The organism is Undibacterium sp. GrIS 1.8, assembly GCF_040544445.1.
Taxonomy (GTDB): Bacteria; Pseudomonadota; Gammaproteobacteria; order Burkholderiales; family Burkholderiaceae_D; genus Undibacterium.
This window is the reverse complement of sequence record NZ_JBEONQ010000034.1, coordinates 1-21,622: the sequence shown is the minus strand read 5'-3', so window position 1 is coordinate 21,622 and position 21,622 is coordinate 1. Positions and strand designations below refer to the sequence as shown.

At 46.5% G+C, this 21,622-nt stretch carries 20 protein-coding genes, 2 tRNA genes and 1 pseudogene; 10 read left to right on the top strand and 13 right to left on the bottom strand.

Features of this window, described 5'->3' with window-relative positions; translation table 11 throughout:
- Positions 1 to 24: 24 nt before the first annotated feature.
- The 3 genes from AAKU64_RS15615 to tsaB all read right to left on the bottom strand — a co-directional run bounded on the left by AAKU64_RS15615 (position 25) and on the right by tsaB (position 2,338).
- Complete coding sequence (locus tag AAKU64_RS15615) at positions 25 to 897, bottom strand: uracil-DNA glycosylase (protein ID WP_354333034.1); 873 nt, start codon at positions 895 to 897, stop codon at positions 25 to 27.
- 251 nt (positions 898 to 1,148) lie between these two features.
- The gene (rimI, locus tag AAKU64_RS15610) at positions 1,149 to 1,604 is read right to left on the bottom strand and encodes a ribosomal protein S18-alanine N-acetyltransferase (protein WP_354362398.1); all 456 of its coding nucleotides are present in this window, start codon (positions 1,602 to 1,604) and stop codon (positions 1,149 to 1,151) included.
- A complete protein-coding gene (gene tsaB / locus AAKU64_RS15605; protein ID WP_354333030.1) occupies positions 1,604 to 2,338 on the bottom strand; it encodes a tRNA (adenosine(37)-N6)-threonylcarbamoyltransferase complex dimerization subunit type 1 TsaB in 735 nt (244 codons plus the stop codon). Before tsaB ends, rimI begins: the two co-directional genes overlap by 1 nt.
- Positions 2,339 to 2,445: 107 nt before the next feature.
- Here tsaB and AAKU64_RS15600 point away from each other — a divergent pair, with 107 nt between their 5' ends.
- From AAKU64_RS15600 to AAKU64_RS15590, 3 genes are all read left to right on the top strand, one after another.
- Positions 2,446 to 2,907: a thioredoxin family protein gene (locus AAKU64_RS15600; RefSeq protein WP_354333028.1), complete on the top strand. Its 462-nt coding sequence runs from the start codon at positions 2,446 to 2,448 to the stop codon at positions 2,905 to 2,907.
- A 73-nt stretch (positions 2,908 to 2,980) separates the two neighbouring features.
- Positions 2,981 to 3,502 carry a GNAT family N-acetyltransferase gene (locus AAKU64_RS15595; RefSeq protein ID WP_354333026.1) on the top strand — a complete coding sequence of 174 codons (522 nt, stop codon included), beginning with the start codon at positions 2,981 to 2,983 and terminating at the stop codon, positions 3,500 to 3,502.
- 31 nt (positions 3,503 to 3,533) lie between these two features.
- Positions 3,534 to 3,911 (top strand): 2OG-Fe(II) oxygenase family protein, encoded by a 378-nt coding sequence (locus AAKU64_RS15590; RefSeq protein WP_354333024.1) that lies wholly within the window; start codon positions 3,534 to 3,536, stop codon positions 3,909 to 3,911.
- Between the two features lie 225 nt (positions 3,912 to 4,136).
- On the opposite strand, the gene AAKU64_RS15585 is transcribed toward AAKU64_RS15590, so the two are convergent.
- Complete coding sequence (locus AAKU64_RS15585) at positions 4,137 to 4,511, bottom strand: SDR family oxidoreductase (protein WP_354333022.1); 375 nt, start codon at positions 4,509 to 4,511, stop codon at positions 4,137 to 4,139.
- Between the two features lie 414 nt (positions 4,512 to 4,925).
- Here AAKU64_RS15585 and AAKU64_RS15580 point away from each other — a divergent pair, with 414 nt between their 5' ends.
- Positions 4,926 to 6,452 carry a family 43 glycosylhydrolase gene (locus tag AAKU64_RS15580; RefSeq protein ID WP_354333020.1) on the top strand — a complete coding sequence of 509 codons (1,527 nt, stop codon included), beginning with the start codon at positions 4,926 to 4,928 and terminating at the stop codon, positions 6,450 to 6,452.
- Between the two features lie 192 nt (positions 6,453 to 6,644).
- A complete protein-coding gene (locus tag AAKU64_RS15575) occupies positions 6,645 to 7,742 on the top strand; it encodes an SGNH/GDSL hydrolase family protein (protein ID WP_354362397.1) in 1,098 nt (365 codons plus the stop codon).
- 200 nt (positions 7,743 to 7,942) lie between these two features.
- Here AAKU64_RS15575 and AAKU64_RS15570 read toward each other — a convergent pair.
- The 8 genes from AAKU64_RS15570 to AAKU64_RS15535 form a co-directional block, all read right to left on the bottom strand.
- A tRNA-Arg gene (locus tag AAKU64_RS15570) sits at positions 7,943 to 8,019 on the bottom strand.
- Positions 8,020 to 8,194: 175 nt separating this feature from the next.
- A complete protein-coding gene (locus AAKU64_RS15565) occupies positions 8,195 to 9,223 on the bottom strand; it encodes a M48 family metallopeptidase (RefSeq protein WP_354333016.1) in 1,029 nt (342 codons plus the stop codon).
- A complete protein-coding gene (locus tag AAKU64_RS15560; RefSeq protein WP_354333014.1) occupies positions 9,220 to 10,275 on the bottom strand; it encodes a YjgN family protein in 1,056 nt (351 codons plus the stop codon). The genes AAKU64_RS15565 and AAKU64_RS15560 overlap by 4 nt, the downstream gene beginning before the upstream one ends.
- A 687-nt stretch (positions 10,276 to 10,962) precedes the next feature.
- A complete protein-coding gene (gene fur, locus AAKU64_RS15555) occupies positions 10,963 to 11,430 on the bottom strand; it encodes a ferric iron uptake transcriptional regulator (protein ID WP_354333076.1) in 468 nt (155 codons plus the stop codon).
- Positions 11,430 to 12,884 carry a DUF2325 domain-containing protein gene (locus tag AAKU64_RS15550; protein ID WP_354333012.1) on the bottom strand — a complete coding sequence of 485 codons (1,455 nt, stop codon included), beginning with the start codon at positions 12,882 to 12,884 and terminating at the stop codon, positions 11,430 to 11,432. The genes fur and AAKU64_RS15550 overlap by 1 nt, the downstream gene beginning before the upstream one ends.
- Positions 12,885 to 12,897: 13 nt before the next feature.
- Entirely contained in the window at positions 12,898 to 13,167 is a 270-nt protein-coding gene (locus AAKU64_RS15545) for a hypothetical protein (protein WP_322118531.1), read from the bottom strand.
- A gap of 248 nt (positions 13,168 to 13,415) precedes the next feature.
- A tRNA-Arg gene (locus tag AAKU64_RS15540) sits at positions 13,416 to 13,492 on the bottom strand.
- A 92-nt stretch (positions 13,493 to 13,584) separates the two neighbouring features.
- Positions 13,585 to 15,435 (bottom strand): potassium transporter Kup, encoded by a 1,851-nt coding sequence (locus AAKU64_RS15535; RefSeq protein WP_322121562.1) that lies wholly within the window; start codon positions 15,433 to 15,435, stop codon positions 13,585 to 13,587.
- A gap of 334 nt (positions 15,436 to 15,769) precedes the next feature.
- Here AAKU64_RS15535 and AAKU64_RS15530 point away from each other — a divergent pair, with 334 nt between their 5' ends.
- The 5 genes from AAKU64_RS15530 (at position 15,770) to AAKU64_RS15510 (ending at position 21,347) form a co-directional block, all read left to right on the top strand.
- The gene (locus AAKU64_RS15530) at positions 15,770 to 17,089 is read left to right on the top strand and encodes an acyl-CoA dehydrogenase family protein (RefSeq protein WP_354362396.1); all 1,320 of its coding nucleotides are present in this window, start codon (positions 15,770 to 15,772) and stop codon (positions 17,087 to 17,089) included.
- Positions 17,090 to 17,103: 14 nt separating this feature from the next.
- The gene (locus AAKU64_RS15525) at positions 17,104 to 18,081 is read left to right on the top strand and encodes a methionine ABC transporter ATP-binding protein (protein ID WP_354362395.1); all 978 of its coding nucleotides are present in this window, start codon (positions 17,104 to 17,106) and stop codon (positions 18,079 to 18,081) included.
- Positions 18,074 to 18,736: a methionine ABC transporter permease gene (locus AAKU64_RS15520; protein WP_354333008.1), complete on the top strand. Its 663-nt coding sequence runs from the start codon at positions 18,074 to 18,076 to the stop codon at positions 18,734 to 18,736. Before AAKU64_RS15525 ends, AAKU64_RS15520 begins: the two co-directional genes overlap by 8 nt.
- A gap of 328 nt (positions 18,737 to 19,064) precedes the next feature.
- Positions 19,065 to 19,961, top strand: a complete 897-nt coding sequence (locus tag AAKU64_RS15515; protein WP_354333007.1) for a MetQ/NlpA family ABC transporter substrate-binding protein — start codon at positions 19,065 to 19,067, stop codon at positions 19,959 to 19,961.
- A gap of 6 nt (positions 19,962 to 19,967) precedes the next feature.
- Entirely contained in the window at positions 19,968 to 21,347 is a 1,380-nt protein-coding gene (locus AAKU64_RS15510; RefSeq protein ID WP_354362394.1) for an LLM class flavin-dependent oxidoreductase, read from the top strand.
- A 64-nt stretch (positions 21,348 to 21,411) separates the two neighbouring features.
- On the opposite strand, the pseudogene AAKU64_RS15505 reads toward AAKU64_RS15510, so the two are convergent.
- A pseudogene (locus AAKU64_RS15505) lies at positions 21,412 to 21,622 on the bottom strand (hypothetical protein); the annotation flags it as partial.

Here is a 21,622-nt window from a genome sequence, read left to right as displayed (position 1 = left end):
CTCAGTTCCAAAAAATTAATAGCATTAAGTCGATGCCAACATAGTCGACGATGCCGCCGCAGAGGTCTGTGCGATTGCCTGTAGCGCCAGACAAAGGTCTTCCCAGGTTTTACTTTTCTCAGTTGGCTTACGTAGTAAATACGCTGGATGATAAGTCACGACTAAAGGTAAATCCTGATAATGATGAATCGAGCCACGCAACTTTCCGACGGGAGTTTCAGGATTTAAATCCAGCAAGGAAATCGCTGCCGTCTTACCCAGCGCAATGATAATTTCTGGCTGTATCAATGCGATTTGGCGCTTTAAATACGGCAAGCAGGCAGCGACTTCTTCAGGTGCGGGCGCTCGGTCCTTGCCCTGGGCATCGGTCGGACGACACTTGACGATATTGGCGATATAAGTATCGGCGCCACGTTGCATACCCAAAGCGCGCAGGATGTTGTCTAGTAGCTGCCCAGCGGGTCCGACAAAAGGTAGCCCTTGTAAATTCTCGTTATAGCCTGGCCCTTCACCAACAAACAACCACTTCGCATGTTGATCACCGACACCGAACACCGTCTTGGCGCGACCTTCGCACAAATGACAGGCGCGGCAGTTAGAAACTCTGGCTTCTAATGCACCCCAATCAAGTTCGGCAGTAGGCGTTGATGGGTTGACTGAGATTGCTGTTAATGACCGGTGTGCTTGATCTGGGGATTGCTCAGACGATAGATCAGACTCGCGACCAGCGCGGGCAATGATTTCCGGCGATATGATGGCACCTGCCTGCGCAGCGTCAATGCCAGAATGGGCATCAGCATCGACGTTAGTTTCACGCAATTTCCAGACAGGTCCGATACCCAGCTCTGCCAGCATTGCATCGTGTTGCTTTGGATTGTTATGTTCTGGGGTGTTCATGATGGCTCAGTTGACGGCTCAGTTGACGACTTAGTTGATAGCTAATTAGATAAGATTGAATAAAGTTGAAACGAGTCTAATTTATGATAAAAATAGCAGCGGCGTTTGGGATATTGCGAAATCCTGCCCCCAAATTAAATATACTCCCCATTATTTTTACCAAAAATGCCTTATTGTCCAATGATTCTATGGACAACTTAAATATACTCACCATCAGTATCATAATTCACTACAATTTAAAATAACGAGATTTACAACTCTATTCGCATCACAATCGCATCTTCACGCAGATTGTCGTGGGCGGGATAGTAGGCTTTGCGACGACCGATTTCTTTAAAGCCATACCGCTGATACACCTCAATCGCGCGCTGATTACTGATCCGCACTTCTAGCAAAATCGCCAGACACTGCTTCTCCCGTGCCATTGCTACCATATTGTCCAACATCAAACGAGCATAACCCAAACCCTGATGCTCGACACTTACGGCAAGATTTAGCAAATGCATCTCATCGACGACAGGCATTAATAAAAAATAGCCGATCAGTTTTTCCGACGGATCACGCAAACCGGTCAAATGATAAGCGCTATACAAAGAATCTAAAAAATTGCCGCGCGACCAGGGATGTGAGTAGACCTGATTTTCTATCGCTAAGACATCATCGATATCCTCAAAACCAAGCCGGCTAAAAATCAAGTTGCCTTGCATTAGCTCGCCGCTTTCAATTGCATGCGCTCTGCGGTAGTCAGTGCGATTTTGTTACGCAAGTACAGCGGCTGCGCTTGCGATGCATCCAGACCGCGTCCCGCAAGGTAATCTGGTAAAGCGAGTTGCGCTATTTGCCTTGCATGCGGCATGCAAGCTATGTGCAGATGTGCCGAAAACGATTCAGCCATGCTGACATTTTCAGGCAGCACAACGCCTTGCCCAAGCGCAAATACCAGCGAGCTACTATCTAATAAGTCGCTATCAACGACAGCCCTGACCTCCTCCGCTTTTGATAAAGTCGGCGCTACTATCACCTGCCATACGCTGTTTAGATAGCGATATTGCGCCCAATACACTTCGCCCATGCGTGCATCAAGTACCGCAATATAATCAACGACATCATTTGATAAGACATGTTGCTGGCGCGCAGATTCTGCCATCGCCTGCAAACTCACGACGGGCAATATCGGCAAGTTGGTGCCAAAAGCCAAGCCTTGCACGATCCCACATGCAGTTCGCACACCAGTAAAAGCCCCGGGACCACAACCAAAAGCAATCGCGTCGCATTGTTTTAGCGACAAACCTGCCTCCAGCAATAAGGATTGTATGGCAGGCAAAATACCTTGGGAATGGGTCTGTACCCCCGTCAGTTCACGACTGATCAGGGTATCGCCGATTAGTAAAGCAGCAGAAGCAAGTTCTGTCGATGTTTCAATAGCAAGAAGTGTTGTCATGCCCGTATTTTACAGGGCGCGAAGGCAATCCCAAACTCTGATCTTTGAATCCGCATAAATCAAGCGCGCCAAGCCGGAATAACATCAGTTCGGTTAAAATGTCAGGCATGAACTTAGCAACGAACACTGAAGACTTGGCACTCATCAAAAGCCAATTAACGAGCAAACAATGGCTAGTGGCCTGCTTATGCGCAGCCTGGTGCGACACCTGCACAGCTTATCGGATCGCATTCGATCAATTAGCCGAACAATATCCCGATGTCTGTTTCGCCTGGATAGACATAGAAGATCAGGCGCACTTAGTGGACGAAATCGATATTGAAAACTTCCCTACCATCCTGATACAACATCAAGACACAGTGCATTTTTTTGGCACCATGCTGCCAGACACCATGCAATTGCATCGCTTGTTAAAGTCCATCATGGCGTCTCATACTGGTACTCAGCAAGAGGCTGGCAAGATCGCCATGAATACTACCCAGAACGACACAGCCGCTACAAAATCCACCGCACATCAAGGCATACCGATCGGCTGGAGCTTGCGCCAGCTGATTCTTAATGATGCTTGAAGCTGGACTTGTGCGGCATTGATGTCACATTAAGCATTCAACACAACGACGTAGCAAAAAAGGGGAACACCTTATGCTTAAAGGAAAACTTTGTAGCATTCGTTATTTTAATGAAAATGATTTACAACACTATCTTGAAATGGTTTGTAGAGTCGATAACCGCGGAGACCAATTTCCCCACCGCGTAAAGTCGCCGGTCAATATCCGCAAAGAATTCATGGAAAATGGTTTCTCTAAGGATGATTATGAAAGACTACTCATCGTCGGGAAGAACAATATTGTCGAAGGCGAAATTGTGCACTTTACTATACGCACACCGTATACCCGTGAAATTGGTTATTGGCTTTTTGATGAAAATTCTCGTGGTCAAGGCTACGTCAGCGAATCAGTTCAACTATTATCAGACTACCTTTTTCGTTCACGCCCGATTAATCGCTTAGAGATCATCGCTTCAATTGAAAATAAAGGTTCCAAGCGAGTAGCGGAAAAAGCCGGATTTCGATATGAAGGTACATTACGTCAGTATCTTTTTATGGGTGGAAAGTACCATGATAGTTGTGTGTGTTCTTTGCTGAGAGACGATTGGACATATTAATTTGAAGCTCCTATTTTAATCAGAGCAGATCATGGCGAAAAATAATTCTGCAATCCGAACCTACTTTAGAACAGCGTTCCGTTGGCAACGCGGTCGTCAAATGTCTGGATACGACAAAATGTTGCTTCTACAAAGTTTGTGGCCACTGCCTTTAGATATGTATATCTTACGATTTACTGAAGGAGCAGAGATAGCACCTCATGTCGATGCTGTCTCATCCGGAGAACACTACCGACTTAATATTGTCGTCAAGCGCGCTTTATCGGGAGGCGAATTTGTCTGCGCCTCGCCCATCTTTGAATCTGCCCGCATCAAGTACTTTAGACCCGATGCATGCGAGCACAGCGTTACTCGCGTAAATAAAGGGTCACGCTATGTACTAAGCATAGGTTGGGTGCGGCATCGTTAGCAGTATTGAAAACCGGTGGGACGCTCGATTAGTTTCACAGGCCGAACAACAATCACTTAGCATATTTCAATATACTCACTCCACATTTTCATAAAAATGAATTAGCGACCATAATTTGGCGTGATATCCATTTTGAGACGTCTGCAATGAGCAACAAAAAATGCTTAATAAGCCTGCAATGTGGGTCTGAACAGAATTTCGTTGATGTCTACGTCCTCGGGTTGACTAAGCGCGAATGCGACAAACGCCTTTGATATTGACGTCGATCGTCCAACCCCAGTCATCGATCATCAGATTTTCTAGTAACGGTTGCGGCATTAATCCGACATTGTTAATGATCACGTCGATGCGTCCATACATTTGCGCAACCTCCTCGACTATCTGTTTTACCTGATCACGCTGAGTGACGTGGGGTTCCAGTGCAAGTGCTTGCCCACCCTTGCGTGCGAGTTGATCTATCAGGGTATTAATGCGTTCAACCCGTCGCGCACCAAGTACAACTTTTGCGCCAAGCGCACTAAGATGAATAGCGCTCGCTTCACCCAGACCGCTGCTGACACCCATAATGACGACAACTTTACTATCGATGTTATTGCTCATGAATGACTCCTGTCTGGTGATAAATTCGTCATTCAAATAGAGGAACGACGAGCTTGAAAACTGCCTTAAATCCTTCAGCATCGATTTATACAATCACGTAAAAAAAATAAGAAAATCTTTCCTTTTCTGAGCACAAAATAAATTTTTCTCTGTGCTCTATGTCGTCTAAATGTTACTGCAGCAGATATCACCAGTCACAATCTGCTAAGTAATTCCATACGTATATAAAAAATCTCTTTTGCTATATGAATATGGGATTTGTGAAAAATCCTTATTGCTTCGCATAATCGTGTGGCGATATGTGCCGGAGTTTATGGACTCTGCGGGTGTTGCAGATTCAACTGCGGATTTGCATTTCACGTCTTACATAGAATAAGACGGTGCTCATACGTGGTTTACATAGGAGACAAAAAAATGAATGACTATCTGAGCTTCATCGGTCGTTGCATGGCGATCGTCAGTGTTGCGTTGGTATATGCGGTTGCATCACCCGCGCAGGCCGCGCCGAAGACCATACAGAACGACGTATTTTGGAAGGATACAAGCAAGAATCCCATCTATTCTCAAGGCGGTGGCATTCTTAAAGTAGGAAACACATATTACTGGTATGGGGTCAAGTACAACGGCGCGGTGACTTATGCTGCCAACCCTGTCGCCAAGAACTCTGACATCAGCTTCAATGCGATTACCGCTTATTCTTCGACCGATCTGGCGACCTGGAAATTCGAAGGCAATATGATGAGTGCCGGTGCGGCGGGCAGCGTGCTCGATCCGTCCAACTGGATCGGCCGTATGGGCGTCGTTTATAACAGTAATACCAAAAAATATGTGTTGATTACCCAGTACTACAGCACGGCAACCGGCAATGCAGTGTTGTTTGCAACCAGCGACTCACCTGCCGGGCCCTTCATCTATCATCATGTGCAGACACAGATCACCAATGTTGGTTCAACCGGTACAGGTGATCAGACCGTGTTTACTGACGATACTGGTTTGTCCTATCTGATTTTCAGTAACGCGGGTGGACGCGCTAATGCTTATGTAGCCGCTTTGCGTGCTTCCGATTCGCTCAATATCGAGCCAGCTTCTCTAATTTCGACCAGTACCTCGGGAGGGCGCGAAGGCAATGCCATGTTCAAATACAACGGTACCTATTATTTCTGCTCGTCAGATTTACATGGATGGAACGCTTCGCATACTTATTATCTCAAGGCTAATTCAATACTGGGACCATACACGGCAGAGGCTGTGATGGGTGGAACAGATGCCGACTTCTCGCATGTGACTCAAACCGGTTTCTTTATTCCAGTTAATGGTAGCTCCGGTACGACAATCCTGTTTGCAGGTGATCGCTGGAGCGACTTCGCCGGTAACGGGCTGGGCTACAATCAATGGATGCCAATATCGTTTAGCGGGACGACACCGACGCTCAACTCCGTCAGTCAGTTTAATCTGGATGCGGCAACTGGCGCCTGGACAGTGGGTGCGGGCAATAACTATATTCTCAACCCCAGCTTTGAGGCCGACAGGGTCGCGCAGAACGATCTGGCTGGCTGGTCGACCTGGACTAATCTGACAGGCGGCGCAAATCCGAACGCCAATGTACTCGGTGGACATACTGGACGCTGGTCGATGAAGCTAAGCTACACGACAGCTTATAGCTCCAGCCGCTATCAGAGTCTGACTGGCCTGCCGAATGGAACCTATACTCTGAAAGCCTGGGTCATGAGCAGCGGTGGACAAAGTATCGCTCAGATCTATGTCAAAAATTTTGGCGGATCAGAGCTGAACGTGGGATTCAACACAGCGATTTCCAACTGGCAGCAAGTGACAATACCGAACATCGTCGTTAGCAACGGAAAGATCGACTTGGGACTCTATACGGTTGCCAGCGCGAATAATTGGGTGATCGCTGATGACTTCAGTCTGATAAAAAACTGAGCGCTGTACGATAAGGATTTGAACTTACTCGCTTAATGCGCAATGATCATTCTGGATAAAGCATCCCGGATGATCATTTAGCATTAGTGAGCAAATATATCGCGTTCATATGACGTTGCTGACGTTGCTGACGGAGCGATGCATAATGCATATCGCTGCAATCCTGATGATGTAAATTGAATTGACAATGACATGATGAATTTATTTTGTTTGAGCAAAAATCTTGTAGTAACGATCGTATTCCTGGCGATTTTATCGCCGGCTCATGCGACTACCAGAGTATCCGGTAGCGATAAAAATTTACAATACACGGGGCGGATTGATTTCAGCAATGTCTATGCACCAAGCCTGTCTTGGCCAGGCTCCAGCGTTGTTGGAAACTTTACCGGCCAATATTTATCAGTCACTTTGGTCGATCAATTTGGAGGAAATTACTTCAATGTCTTCATCGATCACGACTTAAACCACCCGATGATATTAAAAGCAGAAACAGGTGAAAAAACCTATCTAATTGCTGACAATCTGGCGCCAGGAAAACACAGCTTTTTGCTGACAAAACGCACTGAGGGTGAGGATGGCGCGACTGCAATCAAAGAATTTATATTAGCGGATGGTGCAGAATTGTTACCGCCACCGGTCAGACCAAAACGGAAGATTGAATTTTTTGGCGACTCGATCACCAGTGGAATGGGCAATGAATCCCCCGATGGCGCCCCAGATAATCTGGCGAAAGATAAAAATAATTTTATGGCATATAGCGCAATCACAGCGCGCACTCTCAATGCAGAAATGCATATCACGTCGCAAAGCGGTATAGGCGTGATGGTGAGTTGGTTTCCATTTGTCATGCCGCAGTTCTACGATCAGTTAAACGCGTATGGCCGCAACGATACTAAATGGGATTTTTCAAGCTGGACGCCTGATGTGGTTGTGATCAATTTATTCCAGAATGATCGTTGGTTAATTGAGATAGAGCATCGCTTAAACCCTGAACCTTCGGATGAGCAGCGCACCCAGGCCTATGTCGACTTTGTAAAAACTATTCGTAGCAAATATCGTGACGCGTATATTGTGTGCGCCTTAGGCAGCATGGATGCGACCAAGGAAGGATCGAAGTGGCCAGGCTATATTACTGCGGCAGTGACGCGAATTAAGAACGAAAATAACAAGGAAAAAATAGACACTATTTTCTTTCCATACACCGGTTATGACGCGCATCCACGAGTAAAGCAACATCAAACTAATGCCGCTTTGCTAAGCACTTTGATCAAACAAAAAATGAAATGGTGAGCTCGGCTTTTAAGTGTTTAATTAAGTGTTTAAACGTGTTGGGTATTTAAATTGCTTGCATGCCTTAAATGGATAAATCGCGGAACTGATTTGGACAGGGCCAGGCAACACGGTATTCAAGCATTGAGTGAACAAATGGGTCACAAAATCCTTAGGACAAAAGAAAAAAGGGACTAGATTTGCATCTAGTCCCTTGAATCTGGTGCGGCTGGCAGGAATTGAACCCACGACCCCTTGGTTCGTAGCCAAGTACTCTATCCAGCTGAGCTACAGCCGCGAAGATCGACACTATAGCATAGCAATTGAGAAATACAAAGCTAAGCGGTGGCAAAAATCCTCTACATTGCAGTAATAATGGCTAGCATCACCAAAATTAAGTATCAAAAACTAATTTAAAGCAGGACTTACTACATTTCCAAATGAATAAAATACTATGCTAATTATTCAATGATTTATTGCGCTGTTTTGTTTAGCCTGCTTCCATCTTGATCGCCTTTACGCAAAAACATAATCCTCTCTGCGCTACTTGGATGACTGGATAAGTAAGGATTACTTGCACTATGATTTTTTTCTAAATCGGCAAATAAATCTGCTAGCGCATTGGAGCTGATACCATTTTTTTCCAACATCGCCAAGGCATAAGCATCCGCTTCGCGCTCGGCATCGCGGGAATATTTTAAATCTAATAGCAAAGGCGGCAAGCTGGCAACAGCGGTAGAAACATCGCCAAACAAGGCGACGGCAACGGCGGCAACGGCTGAGCTTTGTATCACCCGGCGGCTTAAGTGACGTTCGTGCAAATGCCCCAGTTCATGCGCTAGTACGCCCATGATTGCATCATCGTTATGAGATAAATTAACTAGCTCATCGGTCAAAATAATTTCGCCCGATGGCAAGGCCAGTGCGTTGGGACCAATTTTACTTTTGCGAAATAATAGTCGATAAGCTGGACTATCGTCTTCAACTGGACGCAGGCGAGCAAAGCGTGTACTCAGTTCATTTTGTCTTTCCACAGAAAGCTTCGTAGGACTAAAAAAATGCTCATCTAAAAATGTCAGCGCACCATCGCCTAAAGCCCGCTCTACTTTTTCTGGCAGAGCAAAAGCGACTATTTTTGCAGCTGCAGGCAAGGCATAAACATACAGCAAGCTAATCAACACCACCGTACTGACAACAGCAATCAAGGTCGCACGCCAGCTTTGTTGCATGCGTACGATCAGGCTGTCACTATGCCCGGTGGCTGACAATAAATTAGCTAAGGCTGCCAACATTTCTGGATCGCTTACTTCGAGGTAAGCACCATCAGGGAAGGTAACTTTACGCACCTTATTGGAGGTGCGCTCTGAGACACGCAATTGATCAAGGGAGCACTCTAGTTGTACATCGCCAGTCAACTGCGCAATCTGCCCGACCACATCTAAATAGACGTGGTGGGCACGCGATGTTTTGCCATCAAAATAATTTGCTGCAACAGGCATCATAAAGATAAATCAAAGTCCAATAAATCCGCCATACCTTCACCGGTAGCAGAAACCTGCGCTGCTTCGTCGGCTACAAATTGGTCTAAACCATCACCAATTTCAATCGAGATAGATTCCAGACGGTAACGCATCATACGTATTTGAGCGAAGGGAATAAACAAACCCAAGGTACAAACAATAGCGAGCAAATTCGTGAGATAAATGAAAGTGACACGTCCCCACTTCATATGACTATACATTTGTCGATTGCCAAGCTTAGTGTGATTCCAGATCAGATTCTGTATCAAGCTTAAAAACAAGGGAACAATCGCGAACAACCAAAAATAAAGTGAAAATACCAACCCAATCAGACCAACTATTAGATGTGGCGCAAACTGCCCTGCCTGTTTAGCTGCAATTACCGCCGCGATTGGTGCCGAAAATGCTAGACATATCACGATAATACCCGCAATAAAAATAGAAAATCCGATTAAATAATTCAGATAAAAGCGCGATATTTTTGCATCGAAAGAAAAATGCGTTGTACCAAAACGGCTCTCATTATGCTGGAACTGCTTAATCCGTTGATGCACCAAAGGTACCAGGGTGTACAAGCTGATCAAGGCAAAAAATGGCCACATTAAATAATTGATATAAGCCTGTTTGGCGGTACCACGAAAACCAAAACGCACACCGCGGAAACTGGAGTTGTACAGTTTAAATTGCAGACTTTTCCAGAGCAACCAAGGCATCACTGCACTTAGCGCAATCAACATCAAAAAGCCGAAACCGGTAGAAAACTTAAAAGCAAAGTGATACAGCGTTACAAAAACAAACGCCACAATACGACCTTTTAAAATCGCAATCGGATTACCGTGATATTCAAAACTAGCCCCTGCAAGCTGGGTACTCGAATAAAAATAATGATTTCTTCTTACCTTAGCCCAGGCTGAATAAATGCCCAAGGTGACGATGGTCAGTAAAAGATTGACGATCCAGATACGAAAATATTCGCCGCCTGTTCCGGTAAAACTTAAAGAGACTTTTGAGGAATCCGTATTGGTTTGCATCATGCCACCTCGTTTGCCAGGTTAATCATTGCGACGTTGTTATCATAATTATTGATGGCAGTCGTCTCAAAACAGACGCCCAGAAACCTGTCACAAGAGTGATCGAATAGATTCTGCATGGATTAAAACCTTAAGTGGAGGTGAAATGAAGTTCGCTTTTGTTTGGATGGGGCGACTACTTAGACATCAAGCTTTTTTATGGTCTTTTGTCAGGCGCATCGTTTGTATTGCCTAACAATAAGCTTGCTATTTAATTATGCCATAGGCGCACACAGTAAAAGAGACTCAGAGCAACAAAAACCTTGCAAACTCGTCAATATTGTAGTTATGTTGCATATTTAGCACATCTTCGCCAAGTCAGTCGCTTTCTCCGCGGTGGTCGTTTTATTGTTCTATTTGATGGCTGACATCGACTGAATAGCGTATTCACTCACTTTGAAATAAGTAAAAATGAGGGGGTATATGCCAAATACATCCTTTACGTCCAATGATTTATTGGACATAAAAATATACTGCAATGAGTATATTTTTATGTAATTTAATGCACACGGATAATTCGATAATTAAGTCGGGTAATGAAATGGGTAAATGCCGCGCTCTGATTGAGCACCCGATTACACTAACTCAGTCCTTAAACAAGCTAAGCCTGGAATGATGATGGTTTAAGCATGGCAGCTTAAGTATGGCGGCTTAAGTATGGTGAATCTTGCAGCATGCCGGACAGGTTCCATACAGCGCTAACCGGTGTCTAAGCAATTGAAATCCGTGTGTCTGGGCAACCTGTAATTGGCGCGATTCAATTACATCGTCGGCGAACTCAATCACCGTGCCGCAGTCGAGGCAAATCAGGTGGTCGTGATGACCGCCCTCGCTAATTTCATAAATCGCTTTACCTGATTCAAATACATTGCGCGCCAGAATTCCCGCTGCCTCTAATTGCGATAACACTCTGTAAACGGTTGCTAAGGCGATCATCGCGTTTTGCTCCAGCAAGCGTCGGTACACGTCCTCCGCGCTGAGGTGGCGCTGCTTGCTAGTGCGTATCACCTCTAATATTTTTTGCCTCGGAATGGTACTTTTTAAGCCAAGATTTTTTAAATCCTGATCGCAAGTTCGCTCAACCACCTGTGTCTCTTTATGTTGTAGTGTGGATCGCATCATTCGCCGCCTGTGCCGTCATTCTGGACTTCTGAGATTAGCTGTTCATCTTGGTAGCCAACTGATCGGCTGTGTTTAACTGCTTGATTGGATTGATTAGGCTGACTTTTTAGCTGGATATCCTTAAGGCAGCGTGCCATGCTACTAACGCTGGGTTTCTCAACAAACACGCAGGGTTTGCCTGTTCTTTTGCAATGATCTTTAACTCGCCAGTACGCACCATGGCTGACGCAACCAGTTTGGCAAATAACTAAATCGGCGGCCGCAAGACTAGCGCCGAGTAAAGAGGCATTATCTTCATCACCACCGTCATGATGTAAAAAATGTCCACCAGTACGCTCTATCATTTGTCGGTACATCGGGACGATGTTCGGACGTCCGCCAACACATAATATCGACCGGTTTTGTAGGCCAAGATTTTGTAAATTAGCGGCAGTATTACTCGCTTCATACTGTGCTGAGCGATCAGATAATAAGGTTGCCATATCTGCCTCTGCTTTTTGCTGCAGTTGCTGCAGTTGATGGAGTTGCTGAGCTTGCTCCAATTGGGATTGCTGCCGCTGCATGCTGGCGAGCTGCTTCTCTAAATCATGAATGCGTGCGATTTGCATATCGATATGACGTGCTTGCTCTTGTCTTGCACGTAAATCAGGGAAGCCCGCTTCCAGCTCCTTGACCTGATCTTGCAAACTGGCGATCACCGTATTTTTGCCAATCAAGCTGGCATGCAACTGCACTTGATCGGTTTGCAATTGCTCAATGGCGGCACTTTTGGCGGCGATGATTCGGGTATTGCGCTCTTGATGGGCGGCCAACTCTTTGCTAGCGTGTTCATAATCAGCCTGCATTTCAATAAAACGTCGGCTGCTAACACGATCAGCTGTGCCAACCTGATGTTGCAGCATATGGATTTCTCTTAACACCCGTTCTTCTAAAGAATTATCGCAGCGCGCATGAGTCAGCGTTGCCCACAATACGCCAGCAACATCTGCGCTGTGCTGTCCCTGCGACCACCAGGCAGACAGCGCCTCGCTTGTCTTAATCTGTGATGACTGACGCAAAGCAATCGCGTAACGGCGCTCTAACTCTGCCTGCAAACGCTCCGTCATCGCCGTGCGAAATTTGCAGTCAGCTATCGCACCACAATGTAATTCGTAATCATCAGCAACCGTCTGCCCACCTAATGCCTTATCCACCAGACGACGCAAGACCGTGATGGACAAACAAACCCCGATAACAGGACATAACGCATGATATGGCAACTCCCATAAGCGACGGCGACGCGATCCCTTCGCAGCCAAACGTTGAGAAATCGTATCGATATCAATTGGACTGGAATCAGCGTTTGAAGTTGAGTTGGAATTGAGGTTGGAATTGAGGTTGAAATTCGGGCTGGAGTTCGGGCTAGAATTCAGATTTACTGGCTTATTCGCTTTTTTACCTAGTTCGCACATGAGCTACCCTCCGTTAATGTCTGATGTTATTGCCACCGTCAGTGGCAAGTACCCGAGATTCAGACGATTCAGAATCGTGCAAAGCTGGATCAACATCTAAACGTTTTTGGGCAAAACTCAGCATCTCGGTCAGTTCACGAAAAGCATCTAATTCAAATCTGACCGTCACCGCTCGCAAATTCAAATGCACATGTCCGCACTCGGGACAAGTCGTCACATGACCTACATCGCTGGCAGCGACCAAGGTCTGGCGACATTCTACATAGTTGGTTTTGTGTGACATGAAATAACTCCTCACGGGTAAATGAGAAGTTATTGCATCAATAAATGATAATGATTCGCATTTATATTTTGAGTGGAGCTATGTTTGATTGATTGATCGTCTAAAGATGACATTTATAAAATATCAACTAATCAAAAATGATAACGAGGAAGCAAATTAGAGTTCTAAGAAGAATATCTCCCAAAAACCGCATGAACCCAATCCACCAAAGAAAAAAGGGACTAGATTTGCATCTAGTCCCTTGAATCTGGTGCGGCTGGCAGGAATCGAACCCACGACCCCTTGGTTCGTAGCCAAGTACTCTATCCAGCTGAGCTACAGCCGCGAAAAACGAAAGTATAGCATAGCCAAATTCGCTTGATAAGCCCCCACGCTATTTTTCAAGCGTTTTTGAGGCTCTCAGCAAACTAAAGTAGTTTAAATTTCAACCTGAGAACCGACTTCAATTACGCGATTAGTTGGTACTTGATAATAATCTGCTGCATCACGTGAATTTTTAGACATGATGACGAATAGCCATTCGCGCCACAAGGCCATACCGCTATTCGGTCTTGAAATAATCGTCTGGCGCGCGATGAAGTAAGAAGTTTCCATCCGCTCAAATGTCAGCCCAAATGGTTCACATAAATCCAGCGCTTTGGGGATATCCGGTTCATTTTTAAAACCGTAAAACACATCAATCTGGTAGCAATCATGACCCAGATCAGTCACTTTGACTCTGTCTGAGGCCGGCACCCAAGGAATATCCTCGTTATGCAAAGTTAAAAATATAACCCGTTCGTGCAGAATTTTATTGTGCGACAAGTTGTGCAACAGCGCATGAGGCACGCCGTCGGACTCGCCGCGCAAAAAGATGGCGGTCCCAGCGACCCGCACAGGCGGTGATACGAATAAGGAAGATAGAAACGCCTCCAGCGGAATCGCATGCTTTTTCAGATTGTCAAATACCAGCTCACGACCACGCTTCCAGGTCACCATTACGGTAAACATGATGATGCCCAATACGACAGGGAACCAGCCACCGTGGAAGAATTTCAAGCCATTGGCCGAGAAAAATGCGAGATCAATCGTCGTAAAAAATCCGGTAGCGACAAAGCAAAGAATCGGATTGTATTTCCAGCCGTAACGGATCACGAAGAAAGTTAAGATCGACGTCACCAACATCGTGCCAGTAACAGCAATGCCGTATGCAGACGCCAGATTAGAAGAATTACCAAAACCGACTACCGCTGCCACCACCACCAATAACTGCAACCAGTTGACCGCAGGGATATAAATTTGACCGATCTCTTGCGATGACGTGTGGACGATTTTCATTCTTGGCATAAAACCTAAAGAAATCGCCTGCTTAGTCATGGAGAAAGTACCAGAAATAGTTGCCTGTGATGCGATCACAGTAGCAACAGCAGACAAAGCGACTAAAGGATAAACACTCCAGGCACCCAATTGCTGATAAAACGGATTGCTAACAGCGTCCGGCGTGACGATCAATAATGCGCCCTGCCCTAAATAATTTAGACCCAACGCAGGAAACACCACCATAAACCACGCCATTCTGATTGGCTTGCGGCCAAAGTGTCCCATATCTGCATACAAAGCCTCAGCACCGGTAAATGCCAGCACTACTGCGCCTAGTGCTAAAAATGCTAGCCACCCGTTAGACACTAAAAAACGTACTGCATGCAACGGGCTTAACGCACCCAGAATCATTGGCATTTTGATGATATTAATTACGCCCATCACAGCCAAGGCGACAAACCAAATCACCATAATCGGACCGAACCATTTACCAATACCCGCAGATCCTTTGCTTTGCACCGCATACAGAGCGATCAACACCACCAAAGTAATCGGGACCACATAAGGAGAAAATGCGGGGGTAGCAACCTCTAGCCCCTCAATCGCTGATAGCACAGAGATCGCGGGAGTAATTACACCATCGCCATAAAACAGCGCAGCGCCGAACAAACCAATCACAAAGAGTAAAAAATGCCATCTGGAGGCTTTGCCAACCGATTCCAGCGCCAATGCGGTCAGCGCCATAATCCCACCTTCGCCCCGGTTATCCGCCCGCAAAATCAGGGTGACGTACTTAATCGCAACGATGATGAACAATCCCCACAAGATCAGCGATACCACGCCAAAAATGTTGGCTTCGTTCAGAGGTAGACCGTGTTCTTTTGAAAACACCTCTTTCATCGTGTAAAGAGGGCTGGTGCCAATATCGCCGTAGACAATGCCGACTGCTGCCAGCGTTAGCCCCGCCATTGTGCTTTTTTCGTGTTGATTATTTGATAAATTAGCCAATTGTGTACCTTGTTATTCTTGGTGCGTTGCACAATAGGTGATTCCGTAGCGAAATTCAAGCACCAATTTCAGGAATCAAAACATTATGGGGTTAAGCAACAACAGACCACACTCTGCAAAGTTTCTTTTGAACTGTCAATAAAAACAATACCTATATTCACCACCTCGAAAACCTTGACAACAGAATGAAACAGGCGGTCGAATCCAGAATTCGCATAACTAAAGTTGAAATGATTCGTTTTACTGCGGCGGACACAATGGAATAATTTTGGCATTGACATCTGTAAAGAATGCTATGCCCCACTCATCTCACTCTGCCTTAACATCGGCACCATTAAAGCCAAGCATATTAACTTCGGCACCATTAGCGTCAGCAACATTGCGTGCTGGCGTGCCAAACCATCTTCATGCAAGTTCGCTCTTTGAAGTCTCTGCCGTCACAGCAGAAATCGCAAAAACACTAGCAGCAACTGCCGTCGAGCGCGACCGGGCTGGTGGACATGCAGCTGCAGAAAGAGAATTACTACGCGATAGTGGCTTACTCACTTTATCAATTCCGGCAGAATACGGCGGCTTAGGTGCGCCCTGGCCGCAGATTTTTCAAACCATTCGTGACTTAGCCAAAGTCGATAGCGCGCTGGCGCATGTGTTTGCGTTCCATCATCTGCAACTGGCGGGCGTGCAGCTGTATGGCGATAAAACGCAGCAACGTACTTTTTTCACCAACACGGTCAACAACCGCTGGTTTTGGGGCAATGCCTTAAATCCATTGGATAAACGTGTTGTTGCTCACACGCTTGCTGACACGGCGACTGAAGCAATCACTGAAACTAGCGACGGCGAATACAAAATTAACGGCATTAAAAGTTTTTCCTCTGGTTCGGTCGGATCGGATTTACTCACCATATCGGCATGGCATGAAGCCAGCCAAAGTCCTCTGATTGCAGCGATACCGAGCAATCGTAGCGGCATCCAGATCAATCCCGACTGGGATGCGTTTGGTCAGCGCCAGACTGATAGCGGCAATGTAGTCTTTACCAATGTGATTTTGCACAAGGGAGAGATTTTGCTAGCGCCCGGCACAGCGGCGACAGCACAAGCCAGTGTGCGCTCACAGGTCGCACAATTAATCATGACCAATCTGTATTTGGGCATAGGCTTAGGCGCTTTTGATGAAGCCAGACGATACAGCCGTGATGAAGCACGCCCCTGGTTTGCCTCCGGCGTGCAAAGCACGGTTGATGATCCCTATATTCAGCATCGTTTTGGCAGCCTCTGGTTATTACTGCGCCCTGCAATTGCATTGGCGGATCAGGCAGCGGAGCACCTGCAACGTGTCTGGAATAAAGGAGAAGCAATCACGGTGCAGGATCGTGGTGAGCTGGCGATCAGCGTGGCAGAAGCCAAATGCCTGTCGCATCAAGCCGGACTGGAAGTATCTAGCCAAATGTTTGACATCACTGGTGCACGCTCGACGAGTGCACGTTATGGCTGCGACCGCTTCTGGCGCAACGTCCGTGTACACACATTGCACGACCCTATCGATTACAAACTGCGTGATCTGGGTCGCTATGTTCTCAGCGGCAGTTTGCCAGAGCCTACACCTTACTCGTGATCAGGACGCCCCTCATGTCTCAATTGTCTACACTATTTGATGCGACCAAATTCGCCAAGCTTGCAACAACGGCAAACGGCACGCACGTCAGCAAGCAATCGCTTGAAAAAGACTTCGTGATTCAGCTTGATCAGGTATCAAAATCATTTGCGCTGCCTGCAGGTAAACAGTTTGATGCAGTCAAAGACGTGTCGTTACAAATACATTCTGGCGATATCTTTGGTCTGATTGGAAAAAGTGGCGCAGGCAAATCAACTTTGCTGCGTCTGATCAATTTACTGGAGCGACCAGATAGCGGAACCGTTACAGTCAACCATGTTGATCTGACCGCACTGGATAAATCGGCATTACGGAAAGCGCGTCAGTCCATCGGTATGATCTTCCAGCAATTTAATTTATTGCAGAATGCCAGTGTATTTCAGAACATTGCCCTGCCCTTAAAAATCCATGGCGGACTAAACCGTGCGCAAATCGCAGAGCGTGTACAAGAATGTTTGTCTCTGGTTGATCTGGCAGACAAAGCCAATAGCTATCCATCACAATTATCAGGCGGCCAAAAACAACGTGTAGCGATTGCCCGCGCACTGGCCAGCCGCCCAACAGTCTTGTTATGTGATGAACCCAGCTCTGCCTTAGACGCCGAAACTACGCGTGCATTGTTGGCGACGCTGCGCGATATCAATGCACGCCTCGGCGTCACGATTGTAATCGTCACGCATGAATTGTCGGTTGTCCATGAGTTATGCGAGCACGTCGCGGTGATAGAAAACGGTTCCATCGCGGAGCAATTTGCACTCGCCGATAACATCACACCGCGCAAAACAGCGTTGGGGAAAGAGCTAGTGCATTACGCCAAATTTGCACGAAGTATTCTGGAACAAGAACGTGCTGAAAAGCAGGCGCTATCCCAATTCAATCGCCCTGAACAAATAGAGCAGCAACAAAGGCAAGGATTGCAAGTTCAGCAGCCACGTGAGTTAGCACATGTCTGAGAATATTCTGAATATCTTGCCTGAGCTTTGGATCTCTATCGCGCAAACGTTTTTGATGCTAGGCATTGGCCTGAGCGCGGCGGTACTAATTGGTGGTCCCTTGGGTATTTTGTTATACCTGGTCGGACCGGGGCAATCGCTGGCTAACCGTCCGGTGTTTACGGTACTGGATTGGCTGGTGAGTACGGTGCGGTCTTTTCCCTTCATTATTTTGCTGGTCGCGTTGGTGCCGTTTACCCGTTCGATTGTAGGCTCCTCAATTGGCCCGACTGCGGCGGCAGTGCCATTGTCGATTGCTGCCATTCCTTACTTTGCCCGGTTGGTAGAACAAAGCTTGCGTGAGATTCCGCGCGGTGTGATCGAGGCAGCCCACGCCATTGGCGCATCAGAATTACAAATTATATGGCGCGTTTTGCTGGTGGAATCCAGGTCTGGTCTGGTACTGGGATTTACCGTATTAGCGATCAGCTTTTTGTCTTATTCCGCCGTCGCAGGTGTGGTGGGTGGCGGCGGTATCGGCGATCTGGCGATACGTTATGGCTACTACCGTTTTCAAACCGACGTGATGGTTTTTACCATCGCTATTTTGGTGGTACTGGTACAAATAATTCAGTTTGTCGGCAACACAGTTGCGCGACATATTGATCATCGCTGAGCGCTCTAATTGTCTAGCGCATGCTGATTTCTATGATTCTCTAAGCATATCAAAAATATATACTGGATAGGAGTAATTTTAATTTCCCATATAATCATTGGACAATAGAGCATATTTTATAAAAATGATGGGGAGTATATTGAAAATGAACCAATACCAGCGATTAAATCATCTGAGTTTTGGTGCTCCAGTGGTGTTCGTCATCGTCGCTCCTCATCGTCGTTCATCACGCTGTTGATCGAAAGCACGCAGTATCCTGTTTCTGAATTATTTATTCCCAATATGTTTGCTTCCTAAGAACCTAAAATTTTTATCAAGAGGAATTTCCATGTCACTCTCTTCATCCAATCGCCGTCGCTCTAGTTTGGGCTTATTCGCTAGTGTTGCCATTAGCTCTACGATCACGGTAACGACCATATTTAGTCCACTCGCATTGGCACAAGAAAAAAAAGAAATCGTGATCGGTGCAACTGCGGGGCCCTACTCGGATCAAGTCAAATTAGGTATCAAACCGATCCTAGAGAAAAAAGGATATCAGGTAAAGATTGTCGAATTTAATGACTACATCCAACCTAACTTCGCACTGGCACAGGGCTCACTCGATGCGAATGTTTTTCAGCATATCGTTTATCTGACCAAGTTTTCTACTGAAAATAAATTGGCGCTGACTGAAGTCATCAAAGTACCCACTGCACCGATTGCGATCTACAGTAAAAAACATAAAACGCTGGATGAAGTCAAAGATGGCGCAACCGTGGCGCTGCCAAATGACCCGACTAATCAAGCGCGAGCACTGGTCGTGCTGGAACAATTAAACTGGCTGAAATTGCGCGTAGGCTATGACCCAATACGCGTCTCAGAAAGAGATGTCGCGTCCTATACCAAAAAGATCAAACTAGTCCCGTTAGAGGCAGCGCAACTGCCGCGCTCACTGGATGACACGGACTACTCTTTCATCAACGGTAACTTTGCGATTGCGTCGGGGCTCAAAATCAGTGAGGCTCTCGCATTAGAAAAAACTTCCGCGACTTACCAAAATCTAGTCGCAGTGCGTACTGCCGATAAAGGAAGTAAATGGGTTCAGGATTTAGCGGACGCCTACCGTTCACGTGAATTTCTTGAGATCACTAACAAGCACTTTGCTGGCTTTGTTAAAACAGACTATCAGCAAGCATTGAATCAAAGCCGCTTAAATCAGCAGGCTGTCACTGTGAGTGCGAAATAATCAGTCATGGCAAAGCAGATCCGGTTTAACGCATTTCAAATCAATAGTGTCGGGCACCAGTCGCCAGGTCTCTGGACACATCCACGTGACCAGTCCCATCGTTACACAGATCCAGAGCATTGGATCTGTCTGGCGCAACTGCTAGAGCGTGGCTTATTTGACGGACTATTTTTAGCCGATGTACTTGGTGTCTATGACGTCTATCAATCGAATGCCAACGCAGCATTGCGTGGCGGTGTGCAAGTTCCGCTGAATGATCCCTTAGCACTGGTGCCGCTGATGGCGCATGCCACTCGGCACCTGGGTTTTGGAGTGACCTGCGCACTGACCTATGAACATCCCTACTCATTTGCTCGCCGCATCTCGACGCTGGATCATTTGAGCAAAGGACGGATTGCGTGGAATATTGTCACCGGCTATCTTGACAGCGCAGCACGAAATCTGGGATTAGAACATCAGATTGGTCACGATGCACGCTACGACATCGCAGAAGAATATATGGAAGTCGTATACAAACTTTGGGAACAAAGTTGGGAAGACGATGCTGTCGTACGCGATAAAGTCAACGGCATATTTACCGATCCAAGCAAAGTTCACGCGATTCATCATCATGGAGAAAACTATCGGGTGCCAGGTTTCCACTTGTGTGAACCTTCGCCCCAGCGCACTCCCTTGTTATTCCAGGCTGGTACATCGGGACGCGGTAAAAATTTTGCAGGCAAACATGCCGAATGCGTTTTCGTCAGCGGACCCAGCAAAGCGGTAGTCAAACATTATGTACAAGACTTGCGCGCTGCCACACTAGCAGCCAGACGCAATGCCGATGACATTTTGATATACGCCCAGGCCTTGATCATCACAGCCGCAAGCGAAGAAGAAGCCCAAGCCAAATATGCCGACTACCGCAGTCATATCGACATTACCGCAGCACTCGCGTTGCTGTCGGGCTGGACTGGTGTGGACTTTAGTAAATATGACCCGGATGCCACAATTGAATATATGGAAAACGATGCCGGCCGATCGGCATTAGCATCATTCAGCCAGGCTGACCCTACACGTCGCTGGACAGTGAGAGAAGCGGCAGAGTTTATCGGCCTTGGCGGACGTGGTCCGGTGTTGATCGGTAGCCCACAGCAAATCGCCGATCAACTGATCGATTGGGTAGAAGAAACCGGGATAGACGGTTTCAATCTGGCGTTTGCTGTGTCACATGACAGTATGGCCGACGTGGTTGATTTCATCGTACCCGAGCTCCAAAAACGCGGACGCTATCGTAACCAATATATCGGCGGCACACTGCGCGACCAGTTATTTGGTGCAGGGAATCGACTGTCTGAAAATCATATTGGACGGCAGATCAGAATCCAGTCTCAGGAATCCGCATAAATTACTTTTAAGATCGGGTCGAATGTATCCTAAAAAACTTGTGTTGAGAAATCCACAAGATAGATTAATCAGTTTTGGACAACAGCCTGATTATGGTCGCAAGATACAACGGAGATGGATAAATCCGGTTTTGTTCATAGCAGGTATGAGTCAACTTGATGACATGGTCGTTATCACTCTGTAAGCCCTCCATAAACCCCAGATAGCGAGCAGATTTCGTGATTTTTATCGATTTTCGTTCAAAGGTGTGATTCAGGAGAGCTGGCTTAATTTTC

Bases quoted from the DNA above. Each gene is read 5' to 3' on its own strand.
- AAKU64_RS15615 (WP_354333034.1), bottom strand. From the start codon at position 897: ATGAACACCCCAGAACATAACAATCCAAAGCAACACGATGCAATGCTG.
- rimI (WP_354362398.1), bottom strand. From the start codon at position 1,604: ATGCAAGGCAACTTGATTTTTAGCCGGCTTGGTTTTGAGGATATCGAT.
- tsaB (WP_354333030.1), bottom strand. From the start codon at position 2,338: ATGACAACACTTCTTGCTATTGAAACATCGACAGAACTTGCTTCTGCT.
- AAKU64_RS15600 (WP_354333028.1), top strand. From the start codon at position 2,446: ATGAACTTAGCAACGAACACTGAAGACTTGGCACTCATCAAAAGCCAA.
- AAKU64_RS15595 (WP_354333026.1), top strand. From the start codon at position 2,981: ATGCTTAAAGGAAAACTTTGTAGCATTCGTTATTTTAATGAAAATGAT.
- AAKU64_RS15590 (WP_354333024.1), top strand. From the start codon at position 3,534: ATGGCGAAAAATAATTCTGCAATCCGAACCTACTTTAGAACAGCGTTC.
- AAKU64_RS15585 (WP_354333022.1), bottom strand. From the start codon at position 4,511: ATGAGCAATAACATCGATAGTAAAGTTGTCGTCATTATGGGTGTCAGC.
- AAKU64_RS15580 (WP_354333020.1), top strand. From the start codon at position 4,926: ATGAATGACTATCTGAGCTTCATCGGTCGTTGCATGGCGATCGTCAGT.
- AAKU64_RS15575 (WP_354362397.1), top strand. From the start codon at position 6,645: ATGATGAATTTATTTTGTTTGAGCAAAAATCTTGTAGTAACGATCGTA.
- AAKU64_RS15565 (WP_354333016.1), bottom strand. From the start codon at position 9,223: ATGATGCCTGTTGCAGCAAATTATTTTGATGGCAAAACATCGCGTGCC.
- AAKU64_RS15560 (WP_354333014.1), bottom strand. From the start codon at position 10,275: ATGATGCAAACCAATACGGATTCCTCAAAAGTCTCTTTAAGTTTTACC.
- fur (WP_354333076.1), bottom strand. From the start codon at position 11,430: ATGCGATCCACACTACAACATAAAGAGACACAGGTGGTTGAGCGAACT.
- AAKU64_RS15550 (WP_354333012.1), bottom strand. From the start codon at position 12,884: ATGTGCGAACTAGGTAAAAAAGCGAATAAGCCAGTAAATCTGAATTCT.
- AAKU64_RS15545 (WP_322118531.1), bottom strand. From the start codon at position 13,167: ATGTCACACAAAACCAACTATGTAGAATGTCGCCAGACCTTGGTCGCT.
- AAKU64_RS15535 (WP_322121562.1), bottom strand. From the start codon at position 15,435: ATGGCGGGGCTAACGCTGGCAGCAGTCGGCATTGTCTACGGCGATATT.
- AAKU64_RS15530 (WP_354362396.1), top strand. From the start codon at position 15,770: ATGCCCCACTCATCTCACTCTGCCTTAACATCGGCACCATTAAAGCCA.
- AAKU64_RS15525 (WP_354362395.1), top strand. From the start codon at position 17,104: ATGTCTCAATTGTCTACACTATTTGATGCGACCAAATTCGCCAAGCTT.
- AAKU64_RS15520 (WP_354333008.1), top strand. From the start codon at position 18,074: ATGTCTGAGAATATTCTGAATATCTTGCCTGAGCTTTGGATCTCTATC.
- AAKU64_RS15515 (WP_354333007.1), top strand. From the start codon at position 19,065: ATGTCACTCTCTTCATCCAATCGCCGTCGCTCTAGTTTGGGCTTATTC.
- AAKU64_RS15510 (WP_354362394.1), top strand. From the start codon at position 19,968: ATGGCAAAGCAGATCCGGTTTAACGCATTTCAAATCAATAGTGTCGGG.